This window comes from Halobacillus sp. Nhm2S1 (assembly GCF_019599545.1).
Lineage (GTDB): Bacteria > Bacillota > Bacilli > Bacillales > Halobacillaceae > Halobacillus.
The window spans coordinates 311,473-328,155 of the sequence record NZ_JAIEZV010000004.1 but is presented as its reverse complement, the minus strand read 5'-3'; the positions used below and the strand labels follow the sequence as shown (position 1 = coordinate 328,155).

The window sequence follows — 16,683 nt, the reverse complement described above, 5'->3', positions numbered from 1 at the left end:
TCTCATTAAGGGAGTGGAAAGCATGAGGAAGATGCACGCACTGTTGCTTAGTTCATTGCTCGTCGTAAGCGCGTGTACGCCCGTTTTTGACAACAGAGAAGAAGTTATACAGGAAACGAAAGATGAAAAAAATAATCAATCCGCCATCATTCCGAACTACAACATGTCGGAACAGGATTACCGGATGATCCTGACAGAGAGCAGCCCGAAGGTTTCAACCGCCCGTGCTGTGACGACGAACCAGATGGGCAACCGGATGGATATCGATGAATTTGAAAGCGGCCTTCGCCGTCATTCTAAAGAATACTACGACCCGGATAAATACTTCTTCCAGCCTGGCCAGTACTTGGATGGAGATACACTTCTTACATGGTTGGGGCGTGATGGAAACGTGCCAGTAGAAGAAGATCAGGATCCTGAAGAAGTCGAAGATGGATTGAATCCTGAATTGAATGAGGACGCAGCAACAGAGGAAGACTTCCGTGAGAGCCCCCGCTACATTTCCAACATCATAGAACAGAATTACTTAGTTCGAAAAGACGAAAATAAGGTGGAACTGAGTGGGCTAACTATCGGGATTTCCTTACGAACCGTATATAACTTCACAGTAGAGGGACAAAGCTTATCCGAAGATCATTCAACGGAAGAGCTCCTTAAAAAAGGGAAAGAATATGCGGATGAAATATTAGATAGAATCCGTAAAAGAGAAGAGCTGAACGATGTTCCAATCGTCTTCGCCCTTTATGAAGAAGAGGAAGCGAGCTCGAAAGTTCCAGGTAAGTTTTTAAGTAAAACGTACGTTAAAGGGTCGGACATGACCGTAAATGGCTGGGATCGTATCGAAGAAAAACACGTGCTGTTTCCATCCAAGGAAGCAGAAGAGGACCACTTCGATGATTCACAGATCTTCTCGGACTTCAGAAAAGAAGTATCCGACTATTTCCCGAACTTCGTAGGCATGATCGGCAATGGATTTTACGTCAATAACGAACTGCGTGAAGTGTCGATTGAAATACCAATCCAATTCCAATCTGAATCGGAAGTTGTCGGCTTCACACAATATGTGTACAGTCTTGTAAACGAAATGTTTGCAGATCACTATAATGTCCAAGTAAATATCCACAGCATGGATGAACCGGAAAGTCTGATCGTCAAAAAAGCCGGCGAGCAGGAACCTTTCGTTCATGTTTACGAATAATACAAAGACCGCATGGGCCACTACCCCATGCGGTCTTTTTTATTAGACAATCAGGCACTTTAATATAATAGACACAGTTGAGGAATAGTGAAATTTCGACAAAAGTAGAAAAATATCTAGGAATTTTGATGAAATACGCAAATGTTTGTCCTCAGTTCTCCACAGTTGAATATTTGCGATAAAATCAGCCTCAATCGTTTGAACTAGATGCATAGTTACGATAGAATAGTTGTGGAAACGCTTAATGTGGTAATTTTCAAACTATTACATAGCGTCACCCATTTTACTTTTCAAGGAGGCGGTTTTTTATGGTAGTCCCTTACAAACACGAACCATTTACTGATTTCACAGTGGAAGAAAATCGGAAAGCTCTGCAGGCGGCAATCAAGCAGGTAGAAGCGGACCTTGGAAAAGAGTACCCTCTAATCATCGGCGGGGAGCGGATCATGACGGATGACAAGATCGAGGTCGTCAATCCAGCTAATAAGAAAGAAGTCATCGGCTATGTGTCGAAGGCGAATCAGGATCTTGCTGAGAAAGCTCACCAGGTGGCCGATGAGACATTTGACTGGTGGAGAAAAACGAAAGCGAAGTTCCGTGCGGACATCCTTTTCCGTGCTGCAGCGATTGTTCGTCGTCGTAAGCATGAGTTTACGGCACACCTCGTCAAAGAAGGCGGGAAGCCATGGAAAGAAGCGGATGCGGATACAGCGGAAGCGATCGACTTCATGGAGTATTATGGGCGACAAATGCTTGAAATTGATAAAGGCGTGGAAATCAATTCCCGTCCGATTGAAAACAACCGTTTCCATTACATTCCGCTTGGAGTAGGGGTTGTCATTTCTCCATGGAACTTCCTCTTTGCCATCATGTGTGGAACGACGGTTGCTGCTATGGTATCCGGGAACACGGTTCTTCTGAAACCGGCCAGTGCGACTCCGATCATCGCCTATAAGATGATGGAAGTGCTGGAAGAAGCGGGCCTGCCGAAAGGAGTTATCAACTATATCCCTGGAAGCGGTAAGGAAGTCGGCGACTATCTTGTCGATCATCCTCGTACTCGTTTTATCAGCTTTACGGGTTCCCGTGAAGTCGGTACTCGTTTATTTGAGCGTGCAGCAAAAGTCCACGAAGGTCAAAAGTGGTTGAAGCGTACCATCATTGAAATGGGCGGAAAAGATACGATTGTCGTCGACAGCGATTCTGACCTCGAGCTTGCAGCTGATGCGATTACGTACTCGGCTTTCGGTTTTTCTGGACAGAAGTGCTCCGCATGTTCCCGTGTCATCGCTCATGAAGATGTGTATGATGAGCTGCTGGAACGAGTCGTTCAGAAGACGAAGGAACAAGTGAACTATGGTGATCCAACGGATAACAGCAACTACATGGGACCCGTGATCGACCAGGGTGCTTATGATAAGATTATGAGTTACATCGGAATTGGTAAGGAAGAAGGAAGGTTGATGACAGGCGGAAAAGGAGACGACAGCAAAGGCTGGTTTGTCGCACCGACTGTTTTTGCTGACCTTGCTCCGGATGCACGTCTCATGCAGGAGGAAATCTTCGGTCCTGTGGTAGGATTCACGAAGGCGAAATCTTTCGACGAGGCGATCAAATTCGCAAATAATACCGAATATGGCTTAACTGGGGCTGTGATTTCCAACAATCGCGAGCATATAGAAAAAGCACGCGAAGACTTCCATGTTGGTAACTTGTACTTCAACCGTGGATGTACGGCAGCGATCGTCGGCTATCATCCGTTCGGTGGTTTCAACATGTCAGGAACCGATTCAAAAGCTGGAGGGCCTGATTACCTTATTCATCATATGCAAGGAAAAACAACTTCTGAAATGCTGTAATAGAAAGCCCAAAAAATCCCTTTTCCGCATACATGTGGAAAGGGATTTTTTCATGAAAAATGGAACATACTAACGCTGTCGGGAAAAGGGGACATTTCCCCATTTTTTTATGGACTCGAAAATTTTTTAAAATAAATTTTGTGAATGATTATCATAAAAATGTCACATATGTGTATTTTCATACTAAATAAATGAATAAAAATTCAATTATGACCTATTCGCACAATTTTTGCAATGTTCTTACAAAAGTTATATGATATAGTTGTACCTGTGTTTGGTTTTTTTAAGTCTTCATGACTTAAGAACCATGCGTCGGTACGCTTTGCATAGGATTGTATAAACCAACATTTGGGAGGTGGAAATGTGTTTGAACTCGCTACTGCAACATCAGCAACCATCGCTGGAGCAACATGGTTCTGGTTATTTGTACCAATGCCAATTTTAATCATTCTATCTATCATTACACTATTCACTGAGAGGAGCGAATAACAAAACATGAGTACTGCTACGTTAATAACGTTTATTGTCTATTTAATCGGTATGCTGGGAATCGGTTTTGCTGCATATCGTCTAACAAGTGATTTATCTGACTATGTCTTAGGTGGTCGTCGTTTAGGTCCAGGAGTTGCCGCACTATCTGCCGGCGCATCCGACATGAGTGGTTGGTTGCTGCTTGGTCTGCCTGGTGCGATTTACGCTGGAGGACTATCCGCAGCTTGGATCGGTGTTGGTCTAGCTATTGGTGCATACTTAAACTGGCAGTTCGTCGCACGCCGACTTCGTGTATTTACGGAGATTGCAAATGACTCGATTACTGTTCCAGACTATCTTGAGAACCGCTTCCGTGACCACTCCCACGTGTTACGTGTCATTTCTGCAGCTGTCATTCTTTTATTCTTCACCTTCTATACATCTTCCGGTATGGTTGCCGGTGCGAAGCTGTTTGAAGCTTCCTTTGCATTGAGCTATACACAGGCTCTATGGTTAGGCGCAATTGTTACTATTTCTTACACTTTCTTAGGTGGATTCCTAGCCGTAAGTTGGACAGACTTTGTTCAAGGTATCCTGATGTTCTTTGCCTTAATCGCAGTACCAATTGTTGCGATTTCTGAACTTGGTGGTTGGAATGCTGCCACAGACGCAGTAGCTCAAATTGACCCATCTCACTTGAACATGGTTCAAGGTGTCGGTGCCCTTGCGATCCTATCTTCTCTTGCTTGGGGACTTGGTTACTTCGGTCAGCCGCACATCCTTGTACGTTTCATGGCTCTAAGATCTCCTAAGGACGTTCCGAAAGCACGTTTGATCGGTATCGGCTGGATGGTTCTAGGTCTTTACGGTGCCATCTTCACAGGTCTATTCGGACTTGCTTACATCAATACGGCAGATGTAGCTGATCTTTCTACATTCAACGCAGAAGTAATGACAGAAGGCGGCATCCAGATGCTTGTCGACTCTGAGAAGATTTTCATCACGTTCTCTCAGATCCTGTTCCACCCTGTCATTGCCGGTATCCTGTTGGCAGCGATTCTATCTGCCATTATGAGTACGATTGACTCTCAGCTGCTTGTATCTTCATCTGCACTAGCAGAGGACTTCTATAAAGCACTGTTCCGTCAGAACGCTACTGAGAAAGAATTGGTATGGGTTGGTCGTGTTGCCGTAGCTGGTATCGCATTGATCGCGGTGCTTCTAGCAGGTAACCCGGACAGTACCGTTCTTGGTCTTGTATCTTACGCTTGGGCAGGTTTCGGTGCCGCATTCGGTCCCGTAATCATCTTGTCCCTATTCTGGAAAGGCATCACACGTAATGGTGCACTTGCCGGAATTATCGTCGGTGCGGTTACCGTTGTCGTTTGGGGTGACTTCCTGAGTGGAGGAATCTTCGACCTTTACGAAATCGTACCTGGTTTCATCCTAGGTGGGCTTGTTTCAATTCTTGTCAGTCTTACTGGTCAACCACCGGAAGAGATTGCTGAAGAATTTGATAAAGTTACGAAAATGTAAGAAGTTCTTTACCACAAAATTCCCGGCCTTATGGCCGGGAATTTTTTTAGTTTCTTCAAAGTTAATCAGGTAGATCTGGTTTCTTTATTTTTTCGAGCTAGTTCTTTGGAGAAAGGATTTCTGTCCTGGACGTCAATCAACGTCCGTAGTTTCGAGTGTCGCTTCTTCATATGCCTATAACGACCGACAAAAGTCTCGAAACAACTCTTCCAAATAAGGGAACTCACACGATAAGACAGCGTCCTTTTGATGTGTTAAACTAAGAAAGGTGTATCCGTACGTTGAAAATGGATTCTGATATTTGGTATGATCATATATTATGTGAGATCGAAATGGAGGTCGCATTATGTCCAGAATTAGCAAAGAGGAAGTGAAGCACGTCGCGAATCTCGCGCGCCTTGCGATCACGGAAGAAGAAGCAACGACATTCACGAAGCAGCTTGATGACATCATCACGTATGCGGAACAATTGAATGAATTAGATACAACAGGCGTCGAGCCTACGACCCACGTTCTTGATTTGAAGAACGTCATGCGTAAGGACGAGCCGAAGAAATGGATTTCTCAGGATGATGCACTGAAAAATGCACCGGACAAGCAGGATGGACAGTTCAAAGTGCCATCCGTATTGGAATAAGGAGGTTCGACGATGTCTTTATTTGACTATACATTACGTGAGCTTCAAGAGAAGCTACATAACAAAGAGATTTCCGTCACGGACTTAGTGGAGGAGTCTTACAAGCGTATCGAAGAAGTGGATGAAGAAGTCCAGGCTTTCATCACGCTGAACAAAGAAGCAGCCAAGAAGCAGGCAGCAGAGCTTGACCAGGAGCGCGGCAACGACGATGCGAAGCTTTTCGGTCTGCCGATCGGTGTGAAAGACAACATCGTAACCAAAGGACTGCGTACAACTGCAGGAAGCCAGATTCTCTCTAACCTGGACGATCCTTTGTATGACGCGACCGTTGTCAACAAACTGAATGACGCCAAGTCCGTTACCATCGGAAAATTGAACATGGACGAATTCGCGATGGGTTCTTCCAACGAAAACTCCAGCTACGCAGCAGCTCGTAACCCATGGAATACCGATTACGTTCCAGGCGGATCCAGTGGTGGTTCTGCCGCAGCTGTAGCCGCAGGAGAAGTTCCTTACTCCCTCGGTTCTGATACCGGCGGTTCCATCCGCCAGCCAGCGGCTTATTGTGGTGTGGTCGGATTGAAACCGACTTACGGCCGTGTGTCCCGTTTCGGACTCATCGCGTTCGCCTCTTCTCTTGACCAAATCGGACCAATCACGCGCAGCGTCGAAGACAATGCGTTCTTGCTTGAGACAATCGCTGGTCATGACAAGATGGATTCTACTTCTGCCAACGTCGAAGTGCCGAAGTACACCGAGTCTCTAACTGGTGATGTCAAAGGCATGAAAATTGGTGTACCGAAAGAATACCTTTCTGAAGGGGTTTCTGAAGAAGTAAAAGAAGCAGTTAAAGCTGCTCTTAAAGAATACGAAAAAATGGGAGCGACATGGGAAGAAGTTTCTCTTCCTCACTCCAAGTACGCGCTATCCACGTACTACCTGATTTCGTCTTCTGAAGCATCTGCGAACCTGGCCCGTTTTGACGGTGTCCGTTATGGTAAGCGCGCCGAAGATGCGAAAAACATGCTAGACATGTTTATGCGTTCCCGCGCGGAAGGTTTCGGTGACGAAGTGAAGCGCCGCATCATGCTTGGAACCTTCGCGTTGAGCTCTGGTTACTACGATGCGTACTACAAGAAAGCTCAGCAGGTCCGTACGTTGATCAAGAACGATTTTGAAAAAGTGTTTGAAGACTACGATGTCATCATCGGGCCGACAACACCGACACCTGCCTTCAAAGTAGGGGACAAAGTCGACGATCCAATGACGATGTATGCGAACGATATTTTGACGATTCCGGTTAACCTTGCAGGCGTACCAGGAATCTCCATCCCATGCGGTTTCTCTGGAGACGGTCTGCCGATCGGCCTTCAGATCATCGGAAAACACTTTGATGAAGGTACCGTTTACCGTGCCGCTCATGCCTTCGAACAGGCGACTGATTATCATAAACAACGCCCGTCCCTTGGAGGTGCGCGCTAATGAACTTTGAAACGATTATCGGACTTGAAGTCCACGTAGAATTAAAAACAGACTCGAAAATTTTCAGCCCGTCTCCGAACATGTTCGGAGATGATCCGAATACGAACGTAAACCCGATCGACCTTGGGTACCCTGGTGTTCTTCCAGTATTGAACGAAGAAGCCGTGAACTTTGCAATGAAAGCATCGATGGCATTGAACTGTGACATCGCGACAGACACGAAGTTCGACCGTAAAAACTATTTCTATCCGGACAACCCGAAAGCATATCAAATTTCCCAGTTTGATAAGCCGATCGGTGAGAATGGTTACATCGATATCGAAGTCGATGGCAAGAAGAAGCGTATCGGTATTACGCGTCTTCACATGGAAGAAGATGCAGGTAAGCTGACACACAGCGATGATGGATACTCCCTTGTCGACTACAACCGCCAAGGTACTCCGCTCGTTGAAATCGTTTCTGAGCCGGACATCCGTTCACCGAAAGAAGCGTACGCGTACTTGGAAGCATTGAAAAACATCATCCAGTACACAGGCGTTTCTGACTGTAAGATGGAAGAAGGGTCCCTACGTTGTGACGCCAACCTTTCCATCCGCCCAATCGGTCAGGAAGAGTTCGGAACGAAGACAGAGCTTAAGAACTTGAACTCCTTCTCCTTTGTACAAAAAGGACTGGAATTCGAAGAGAAGCGTCAGCAGAAAGAACTGCTTTCCGGAGGGGAAATCCTTCAGGAAACTCGTCGTTACGATGAGCAGACGAAAGAAACGATTCTGATGCGTGTCAAAGAAGGTTCTGACGACTATCGTTACTTCCCAGAGCCGGATCTTGTGCCTCTACACATCGATGAAGCTTGGAAAGAACGCATCCGTGCCGAAATTCCTGAGCTTCCAGATGCCCGTAAGAAGCGCTACATCGAAGAACTGAAGCTTCCAGAATACGATGCGATGGTTCTTACCAACAACAAAGAGCTTTCCGATTTCTTCGAAGAAACAATTGCCGAGGGAGCGGACATCAAGCAGGCATCCAACTGGTTGATGGGTGAAGTATCAGCTTACATGAACAAGCACTACAAAGAGCTTCATGAGCTTGAGTTGACTCCGGCTTCTCTTGCGAAGATGATCCAGTTGATCGAAGACGGAACGATCAGTTCCAAGATCGCGAAGAAAGTCTTCACAGAGCTTGTAGAAAAAGGCGGCGATCCTGAGAAGATTGTTAAGGATAAAGGACTTGTCCAAATTTCCGACGAAGGCCAGCTGACGGAAATCGTTGTCGGCATCATGGACAACAATCCTCAGTCCATCGAAGACTTCAAAAACGGAAAAGATAAAGCCCTTGGATTCCTTGTCGGTCAGGTGATGAAAGAAACTAGAGGACAAGCGAACCCACCGATGGTCAACAAGATCATCCTTGCAGAGATGGAAAAGCGCTAATTGCTTAAATTTCAAGAAAGCACGCACTTGCTGGTGCGTGCTTTCGTATGGTTTAAGACTTGTCATCATATACTATAGAAATGGTTTGCAAATCCAGGAAAAAGCGCTATGATGTAGAATGGAACATGCTTGGATAGAAAAGGGGGTCATACACGATGAAACGTGCCCGAATTATATATAACCCGACCTCTGGAAGAGAAGTCATACGCAAGGTTCTCCCGGACATTTTGCAACGATTCGAACAGTCCGGTTACGAGACCTCCACTCATGCCACAACATGTGCTGGTGACGCCGTCAAAGCAGCGGAGTACGCCGTCGATCGTGAATTCGATCTGGTTGTCGCTGCAGGGGGAGACGGAACCATCAATGAAGTCATCAACGGACTTGCCGAAAAACCACACAAACCGAAAGTCGGCATCATTCCAGTCGGGACAACGAACGATTTTGCCCGTGCCTTACACGTGCCTAGAAACATTCATAAAGCGGTGGATATCATCCTGGAAGGCTACAGCCATCCGCTCGATATCGGCCGTGTCAACGACCAATATTTCATGAATATCGCCGGTGGCGGTAAAATAACCGAAATCTCTTACGAAGTACCAAGTAAGTTGAAGACGATGATCGGTCAGCTTGCCTATTACTTAAAAGGCATTGAGATGCTTCCATCGATCCGTCCGACCTACGTCGAAATGGAGTATGACGGCAAATGGTATGAAGGCGAGATCATGCTTTTCCTCGTCAGCAATACTAACTCTGTCGGCGGCCTTGAGAAACTGGCGCCATCCGCTCGTATGGATGATGGACTTTTCGACCTGATGATCATTGAAAAAATGAACATCGCAGAATTCGTCCGTTTAGCGACGCTTGCCATCCAGGGTAACCACTTGAATCATCCGAAATTCATTCACATGACCGCAAGTCGTGTGAAAGTGAAGACAGATGAAAAGATGCAGTTGAATATCGACGGGGAATTCGGTGGATTATTGCCCGGGGAATTTGTCAATTTATACAGACATCTGGACTTTTTTGTTCCAGAAGACATATTTAAAGAAGAAGAAGCTGACGAAGAAGAATAATGGGGAGCGCTGCTGTTTGAGACAGTGGCGTTCTTTTGTTTTGTTTGTAGAGAGTAAACTAGCCTGTCTGGGCGACTTCACAATTATGACATCGAGCAGCTACCCGGGGCGACTCCGCACTTAGAGATATGATAAACTACGGTTAGAGTATATAGATAAAGGACGGATGAACAATGGCGAAACCGAAACCGCCCGTACAGAAGAACGATACGATTGAACTGAGCTTTGAAGATTTGACCCACGAAGGCAATGGGGTAGGGAAAGTCGATGGCTATCCACTTTTCGTACCGTATGGCCTTCCAGGTGAAAAGGCCGAAGTGAAAGTCGTCAAAGTGAAAAAGAACTTCGGCTTTGGCAAGCTGGTAAAAGTGACAGAAGCAAGTGAAGACCGTGTTGAGCCGCCATGTGATGTGTTTTACCAGTGCGGTGGCTGTCAGCTTCAGCATATGAGCTATCAAATGCAGCTCGATATGAAACAGAAGCAAGTGAAAGACAACATGAAGAAAATCGGACATCTTGAGCATGTCCCTGTCCACCCGACGGTTGGTATGGAGGACCCGTGGCGTTACCGTAACAAAGTCCAGATTCCTGTCGGGCAGAAAGAAAACGGTGAACTGATGACAGGCTTCTATCAGAAACGAAGCCACAACATCATCGACATGGACACATGCCTGATTCAGGACGAAATGAACGATCGCATGGTCGAAACCGTCCGCCGCATCGCATCCAAAAACGGAATGGATACCTACGATGAACAGACCCATCGCGGCGTGCTGAGACACATCATGGTCCGTACCGGTCAGAATACGAAAGACATCATGATTGTCCTCGTCACGAAGACGAAAAAACTTCCACACAAAGACAAAATGATTGATGAGATCCGTGATGCCTTTCCAAATGTGAAATCGATCGTCCATAATGTGAACGGTGCAAAAACGAACGTCATCCTTGGAAAAGAAACGAACATCATCTGGGGTGATGAGTACATTTATGACACGATCGGCGACATCAAATTTATGATCTCACCGAAGTCGTTCTACCAGGTCAACCCGACACAGACGAAGAAGCTCTATGATCAGGCTCTCGACTATGCCGATCTAAGAGGTGGAGAAACCGTCATTGACGCTTACTGCGGAATTGGTACCATCTCCTTGTTCCTCGCGCAGAAAGCGAAGAAAGTGTACGGCGTAGAAATCGTACCAGAAGCTGTGACCGACGCGAAGAAGAATGCCCGTCTGAACAAAATGGATAACGCAGAATTCTATGTTGGACAAGCGGAAGAGCTTATGCCATGGTGGCGTAACCAAGGACTTCGTCCAGACGTGATTGTCGTCGATCCTCCTCGTAAAGGTTGTGACGAAGAGCTGTTGAAGGCAATGCTTGATATGGAACCGGAGCGGATCGTTTATGTATCCTGTAATCCTTCGACACTTGCTCGTGATTTGCGTATTTTAGAGGATGGCGGGTATGAGACGAAGGAAGTTCAGCCGGTCGATATGTTCCCGCAGACGAGCCACGTGGAGTGTGTGACGTGGTTGGAGAAGAAAGAAGAGTAAATCTCATTAGTGTTTTTTAAGGGAGTACTTGAAGTGGTAGCGAACAAAATGTGGTTGTCGTTACCAAAGGATTTTAGAAAGCAACTTATAGCCAATGTGTATTGTACAAACTGTAGTGGTCCTGTCACAATCACTGACTTCATTATCGTTGATCATCCTGTGGGCGTTATGTTGGATTGCAGATGCGGAAACTGTATCAGTAAAGTAGCGAGAGTAGTGGAGATGGATGAATGAAGAAAAAGTAAATTCTTAAGCCTATACGGGGCCGGTTGTTGTGTTTGGGGAGGTAACCACACAACAACCGGCCTGTTTTTTACATGTTACATTCGTTGGAGTGCAGGGTACTTTATCTAGGAAGCGTTGTCCGATTCTTATAAAAAAGAATCGTAATAGAGTAATACTCTAAGGTGAATGAGGGCACTTGATTAAGGGTATAGATAAGGAAACCCTTGGCCAGAATCTTGACACCAACGAAAGCGAAACTACAAAAACTACATTACATTCACTCACTAGGAAGGGGAATTTCTCATGGCTGATGAAAATATAAGCAAAGGTTTAGTTGATGCTGCGTTTAAAAAGAAAGAATCAGAAGAAGAACAGAAAGTAAAAGAAGAGGAAAAAGCAACCGTAGGCGATATTATTACTTTCCAAAAAGACGGCCAACAGTTTGAAGCTGTCGTGACTTCTGCTAATTTACAAAACTCCGTTGTTTGCGATATGACCATTATGGATGATTTCCACGAGCGCAATTTAGATTTTGAAAAAACCGTTGTTGCTCATACAAACTACAGCATTAAAAAACGTCGCGACGTGTAAGTTCAACAATAGGAATATAAAAAAGAGCATCACACTGATCGAGTGTGATGTTCTTTTTTTAGTGTGGATATGCGCAGGGACGGATCTGATAAAACATCTATTTCGGTATTGACCCCATTGTGTTAAAGCACTACCATAGCAGGTGTCAGGCGCCGTCTTTGAATAAGGTAAACACTACTTCATCTTTTCTTATCAGCAATATCCAATCATCCCATGTAGAGTGTGTGACGTGGTTGGAGAAGAAATAAACAAATAGGGGGTATTTGTCATTCCCCTGCTTTTTGGCACCTGATGAAAGAATTTTTTTGGGAGAACTTAGCAAAAAACTAACACGATCAGACTGATAGTAAACGTTTACAAAGTAGACACAACTGACTTCGGTATAATCGGTAAATGGTGATATAATAAGAGTGTAAAGAAGATAACAAAATCAATAAACAACTTAGGTGGCTCAACCATCGCGAGTTCGTTTCCAAACGAACGAAAATCACAGCCAAGAAAAGAATGTGCATCCGTACAACAAGGATGAAAAAACAGTCTTGAAAAGGCAGGTGATTCAGTTGCCTACTGATGGTAGGTGGTGGGGAAGGCTTTGTGAGACGATTCTCTTTTGAAGTTAGATTGAGGGTTGAGTAAGAAAACAAAGAACATTCCCTTAGCTGGTGCATTACCTCTCCTGTTTAAGGAAGAAGAGGAAGAAAAATTAGACTTAACCGGATAAGGAAACGAATTCTCCATAGAATTGTCCTTCGAGAAAGTCTGGAATCCAAAAAAATGTGTAGAATCAAGGATGATTCTTACATGGTTGGGTCACCTAAGTTGTTTACTTTCACCCTGGCACTTTCTTAAGTGCCAGGGCTTTTTATGTACCCGGATTCTTTGAAATGTTAAGTGGGAACGCTTGTTACAAAGAAGTGGTTAGCTCCTTTAATTTGTCTTCAATCTCCTGTATAACGATGTGATTGGTTTTCACTCTGGCATAATGTTTATCTTCTCCTTCTACAATGTGCCACTTACTTCCTGGAGGAGATGTGTGCTGGAACATATCTTCTACAGCTTCTTCATACTTCTCCCATTTGGCACGGTTTCTCCAGTCCTCATCCTTAATTTTCCATTTCTTTAAAGGGTCTTGTTCTCTTTCTTGGAATCGTTTCAGTTGTTCTTCTTTAGAAATGTGGAGCCATACTTTGATGACGACATATCGATCTTGAGTCAGTAGATGTTCAAATTGAACAATTTCGTTATAGGCTCGATTCCATTCGGGAACAGAAGCGAAATTCTCGACTCTTTCCACAAGAACGCGGCCATACCAGGAACGATCAAAGATCGCTAATTTCCCATAGGGCGGAATCTTATTCCAGAAGCGTTTGAGGTAATGGTGCCTCAGTTCGTTCGTTGAAGGAGCGCCAATAGCATGTACATCAAAACCGCGTGGGTCGAGTCCGCTGGTTAACCGTTTGATCGCGCCTCCTTTTCCGGAAGCATCCCAGCCTTCAAAAACAACAATAACGCCTAACTGATGATCATAGATGGATCGCTGCAACTGGAGTAACTTCAACTGAGTCTGTTTCATTTCCTCTTTATACTGCTTTTTGTCTATGTTCAAGGATAGATTTACAGATTCTAGCATACAGTCCTCTCCTTTGAGGTTTTTGGTTTTAAAACCCTTTCTCTACATATTCATCAGGATTAGTCTGAAACCTTTTAAATACGCTCCAAAAAAGGAGAGCGATTTTCTTCTTATAAACCTCGCTGGCATGAAGGACCTTATTCCTAACTCTTTTTAAAACTCGACAATAAAATACAAAATATTCTGTTTATTTGTGTTACCATTTATATATCCATTTGTAAACTAATCTTCTGTTCACCACGAAGCAGACATACTTAGAACAAGTAGGGATTGATTAAAGGGTAAGGATATAAGGAGGAAGTTCAAACATGAAAAAATTAATAACAGCTGGGTTGGGGATAGTTTTTGCTATGAGTTTAATGGCATCAGGGGTATCGGCAAAGAGTAGTGTCGTTCCTGGTCATCAGACAGATGATGGCAGTATTCCGGTGGGTGATGTCACTGGGATGTACACAGAAGTGAATGGTGATTATCATTACAAAGTTCAATATCGCGGTGATTTTGGAGGAGACCCTTATCTGGATAGTGGCTGGATGATCAATCACATCACGAATATGGAAACCGGGGAAAAGTATTTTTACTTAATTGTTCATGAAACGGACCCCCGTTACACAGGGGAGGGAACTCCAGTATGGGGGAGTTGGGAATATCACCTTGTAGTCAGTGGGAAGCAATCTGATCCAGTAGATAATGGGGTCATTGATATCAACAAACCTAATCACCCCGTCAAACGGTGAATGTGTAACCGCTGATCTATAATTAACTAGAAGTAGATTTAAAAGATTAGTTTACAAAATGGATTGCTTTACGCGTGAGAGATCGTGTATAAAGAGGAACCCCACTGTTCATTAAACACCAACGTAAACGTTTACAAAACGGACACAACCCCCAGCGTTAAAACCCGTATACGGTGGTATAATAAGAGTGTAAAGAAGATAACAAAAAACATAAACAACTTAGGTGGCTCAACCATCGCGAGTTCGTTTCCAAACGAACGAAAGTCCCCGTCACGGAAGGACGTTCATCCACTTTTTAAGGATGGTAAAAGTCCGGAAAGAAGGGGCAGGTAAAAAGCAGGCCTGCGGAAGGCAGGTCGTGGAGAGGTCAGTGTAAGACAATCCCCCCAATGAAATTAGATTGAGCGTTGCGTAAGGAAACAAAAAGAATTCTCTTAGCTGGTGTTCACCTTTCATTTGTGAATCATGAAAGGTGGAAGGAAGGCAAATTCGACTTAAACGGAAAAGGAAACGGATTCTCAAAAGAATTGTCCTTCAAGTTAGTCTCAATTTCAAAAACGTGTAGAATCAAGGATGATTCTTACATGGTTGGGTCACCTAAGTTGTTTACTTTCACCCTGGCACTCCTCCCGTGCCAGGTTTTTTTATTTCAGGAATTCGGCTACCAAACCAAATTTTCCGTTCTGAAAATCTCAGTTTCTCAAAATAATGTAAACAAGATAAACGATATACATGGTCACAAGGACAAAACCCTCTGTTTTTCCAATTTTGTAATGGGTTCTTGAAAATAAAAACAAAAGTAAGCTTAGTGCAATCATAATCATGACATCAATAAAGATCTTTCCATTTACGGATAAAGGTGAAATGACAGCGGAGGCCCCTAGAACAAATAATATGTTGAAGATGTTGCTTCCCACTACATTACCTAGTGCAATTCCACTTTCTTTCTTCAATGCAGCGGATATAGAGGTTACGAGTTCTGGAAGTGATGTACCAATCGCAATGATGGTTAATCCAACTAATGTTTTACTCATCCCAAGATCATAGGCAATCTCTGTACCGCTATCTACCACCAGAGCTCCGCCAAAGATAATGGCTATTAAACCTGCCAGTGTCAAAAGAATGTTCTTTCCCCACTTAATATTTGAGGGGATGGGCTTTTGGGCAGATTCTTTACGGCTTTTCATCCCTACTTCAATCACATAATACATAAAAATAGATAAAAACAACAAAAAGATTATGCCGTCACTGCGTGTAAGCAAGTTTTCTTTTAGCCCCTGTAACTCCGTATCACTAATAAGTACGAGTAATGCTCCACTAGCGAGCAATACAAATGGAATTTCTTTTTTCGTTGTTTCACTCTCTACCATTAATGGATATAAAAAAGCGGCTATACCTACAACTAAAGTGACATTAAAAATATTGCTCCCAACTACATTCCCTAAGGAAATATCAGCATTTCCTTGTAAAGCTGCAATGATACTGACTGTTGCCTCAGGAGAGCTTGTGCCAAATGCCACAATCGTTAACCCTATCAGGATAGGCGGTACGCGGAGTAGCCTTGCAATGTTGGAAGAGCCATCAACAAATAAATCGGCTCCTTTGATTAATAAAACGAAGCCGACAATTAATAACAAGTATGCCATAGTAGCCTCTCAAACTCCTTTTTACTTTTTACTAGTTTTACCATACCCACATTCAATGCAGTTGAAAAGTAGGAGGGCTTTTCGTTCAACACACGGTGACAAAGCATTGACTGAGCAAGGGAAGTGTGACGACCTACCAATCCGTAGAGAAAGCACCTTACCGTATATCCAGGTGGCATCACGATAAGGTGCTTTCTTTAAAAGTTTACTTCAGATTTTTACGGAACACTAAATCAGATACAACAAAAGCGAGGTCGTCATTTCCATAGAGAGACAATACTTCAAGCAGAGTCTCAGAATCAATGTGATCGGATTCCTGCTTCGGTACAGTAAGCTCCAAGGCATCGATCAGTTCTTTATTTTTATCCTGGTATGGATAGGCCTCTTTATAAATGGCCACTGGATCCAGGTCATGATTGATGCACCACTGAGCAAAAAGCAGAATCATCATTTTTTCGCCTTTTTGATAATTACGAATCACTTCTTCTTCACGGCTCCGATCCACACAGCATGCCTCCTTTTTGAGCGGGGGACGGTTTTATCGTCTGCTCGCAACAGTTTCTTTCTCCCATGATATCAGATATTTATGAAAGCATGGTCTTTTGCCTC

At 44.2% G+C, this 16,683-nt stretch carries 14 protein-coding genes; 11 read left to right on the top strand and 3 right to left on the bottom strand.

Features of this window, described 5'->3' with window-relative positions:
- Positions 1-22: 22 nt before the first annotated feature.
- The 10 genes from K2225_RS17100 (at position 23) to K2225_RS17055 (ending at position 12,061) form a co-directional block, all read left to right on the top strand.
- Positions 23-1,198: a CamS family sex pheromone protein gene (locus K2225_RS17100; protein ID WP_146815666.1), complete on the top strand. Its 1,176-nt coding sequence runs from the start codon at positions 23-25 to the stop codon at positions 1,196-1,198.
- 308 nt (positions 1,199-1,506) lie between these two features.
- Positions 1,507-3,057, top strand: coding sequence for an L-glutamate gamma-semialdehyde dehydrogenase (gene pruA / locus K2225_RS17095; protein WP_220585851.1), 1,551 nt, complete (start codon positions 1,507-1,509; stop codon positions 3,055-3,057).
- A 495-nt stretch (positions 3,058-3,552) separates the two neighbouring features.
- On the top strand, positions 3,553-5,064 hold the full coding sequence (putP, locus tag K2225_RS17090; RefSeq protein WP_220585850.1) for a sodium/proline symporter PutP: 1,512 nt from the start codon (positions 3,553-3,555) through the stop codon (positions 5,062-5,064).
- A gap of 346 nt (positions 5,065-5,410) precedes the next feature.
- The gene (gatC, locus tag K2225_RS17085) at positions 5,411-5,701 is read left to right on the top strand and encodes an Asp-tRNA(Asn)/Glu-tRNA(Gln) amidotransferase subunit GatC (protein ID WP_089651494.1); all 291 of its coding nucleotides are present in this window, start codon (positions 5,411-5,413) and stop codon (positions 5,699-5,701) included.
- A 12-nt stretch (positions 5,702-5,713) separates the two neighbouring features.
- Entirely contained in the window at positions 5,714-7,183 is a 1,470-nt protein-coding gene (gene gatA / locus K2225_RS17080; RefSeq protein WP_146815660.1) for an Asp-tRNA(Asn)/Glu-tRNA(Gln) amidotransferase subunit GatA, read from the top strand.
- Positions 7,183-8,613, top strand: coding sequence for an Asp-tRNA(Asn)/Glu-tRNA(Gln) amidotransferase subunit GatB (gatB, locus tag K2225_RS17075; RefSeq protein ID WP_220585849.1), 1,431 nt, complete (start codon positions 7,183-7,185; stop codon positions 8,611-8,613). The genes gatA and gatB overlap by 1 nt, the downstream gene beginning before the upstream one ends.
- A gap of 155 nt (positions 8,614-8,768) precedes the next feature.
- Positions 8,769-9,689, top strand: a complete 921-nt coding sequence (locus K2225_RS17070; RefSeq protein ID WP_220585848.1) for a diacylglycerol kinase — start codon at positions 8,769-8,771, stop codon at positions 9,687-9,689.
- 173 nt (positions 9,690-9,862) lie between these two features.
- Complete coding sequence (rlmD, locus tag K2225_RS17065) at positions 9,863-11,245, top strand: 23S rRNA (uracil(1939)-C(5))-methyltransferase RlmD (protein WP_220585847.1); 1,383 nt, start codon at positions 9,863-9,865, stop codon at positions 11,243-11,245.
- A 33-nt stretch (positions 11,246-11,278) separates the two neighbouring features.
- Entirely contained in the window at positions 11,279-11,479 is a 201-nt protein-coding gene (locus tag K2225_RS17060; protein WP_220585846.1) for a hypothetical protein, read from the top strand.
- Between the two features lie 294 nt (positions 11,480-11,773).
- A complete protein-coding gene (locus K2225_RS17055) occupies positions 11,774-12,061 on the top strand; it encodes a YkvS family protein (RefSeq protein ID WP_220585845.1) in 288 nt (95 codons plus the stop codon).
- Positions 12,062-12,965: 904 nt separating this feature from the next.
- Here K2225_RS17055 and K2225_RS17050 read toward each other — a convergent pair.
- Positions 12,966-13,691, bottom strand: coding sequence for a polyphosphate kinase 2 family protein (locus K2225_RS17050; protein ID WP_220585844.1), 726 nt, complete (start codon positions 13,689-13,691; stop codon positions 12,966-12,968).
- A 308-nt stretch (positions 13,692-13,999) separates the two neighbouring features.
- Between K2225_RS17050 and K2225_RS17045 the strand changes: the two genes are divergently transcribed.
- Positions 14,000-14,428 (top strand): hypothetical protein, encoded by a 429-nt coding sequence (locus tag K2225_RS17045; protein ID WP_220585843.1) that lies wholly within the window; start codon positions 14,000-14,002, stop codon positions 14,426-14,428.
- A 692-nt stretch (positions 14,429-15,120) separates the two neighbouring features.
- Here K2225_RS17045 and K2225_RS17040 read toward each other — a convergent pair.
- On the bottom strand, positions 15,121-16,074 hold the full coding sequence (locus K2225_RS17040; RefSeq protein ID WP_220585842.1) for a calcium/sodium antiporter: 954 nt from the start codon (positions 16,072-16,074) through the stop codon (positions 15,121-15,123).
- A 205-nt stretch (positions 16,075-16,279) separates the two neighbouring features.
- Positions 16,280-16,579, bottom strand: coding sequence for a hypothetical protein (locus K2225_RS17035; RefSeq protein ID WP_220585841.1), 300 nt, complete (start codon positions 16,577-16,579; stop codon positions 16,280-16,282).
- Positions 16,580-16,683: the final 104 nt, after the last annotated feature.

Excerpts from the sequence above, each read along its gene's own strand:
- K2225_RS17100 (WP_146815666.1), top strand. The coding sequence starts at position 23 with ATGAGGAAGATGCACGCACTGTTGCTTAGTTCATTGCTCGTCGTAAGC.
- pruA (WP_220585851.1), top strand. The coding sequence starts at position 1,507 with ATGGTAGTCCCTTACAAACACGAACCATTTACTGATTTCACAGTGGAA.
- putP (WP_220585850.1), top strand. The coding sequence starts at position 3,553 with ATGAGTACTGCTACGTTAATAACGTTTATTGTCTATTTAATCGGTATG.
- gatC (WP_089651494.1), top strand. The coding sequence starts at position 5,411 with ATGTCCAGAATTAGCAAAGAGGAAGTGAAGCACGTCGCGAATCTCGCG.
- gatA (WP_146815660.1), top strand. The coding sequence starts at position 5,714 with ATGTCTTTATTTGACTATACATTACGTGAGCTTCAAGAGAAGCTACAT.
- gatB (WP_220585849.1), top strand. The coding sequence starts at position 7,183 with ATGAACTTTGAAACGATTATCGGACTTGAAGTCCACGTAGAATTAAAA.
- K2225_RS17070 (WP_220585848.1), top strand. The coding sequence starts at position 8,769 with ATGAAACGTGCCCGAATTATATATAACCCGACCTCTGGAAGAGAAGTC.
- rlmD (WP_220585847.1), top strand. The coding sequence starts at position 9,863 with ATGGCGAAACCGAAACCGCCCGTACAGAAGAACGATACGATTGAACTG.
- K2225_RS17055 (WP_220585845.1), top strand. The coding sequence starts at position 11,774 with ATGGCTGATGAAAATATAAGCAAAGGTTTAGTTGATGCTGCGTTTAAA.
- K2225_RS17050 (WP_220585844.1), bottom strand. The coding sequence starts at position 13,691 with ATGCTAGAATCTGTAAATCTATCCTTGAACATAGACAAAAAGCAGTAT.
- K2225_RS17045 (WP_220585843.1), top strand. The coding sequence starts at position 14,000 with ATGAAAAAATTAATAACAGCTGGGTTGGGGATAGTTTTTGCTATGAGT.
- K2225_RS17040 (WP_220585842.1), bottom strand. The coding sequence starts at position 16,074 with ATGGCATACTTGTTATTAATTGTCGGCTTCGTTTTATTAATCAAAGGA.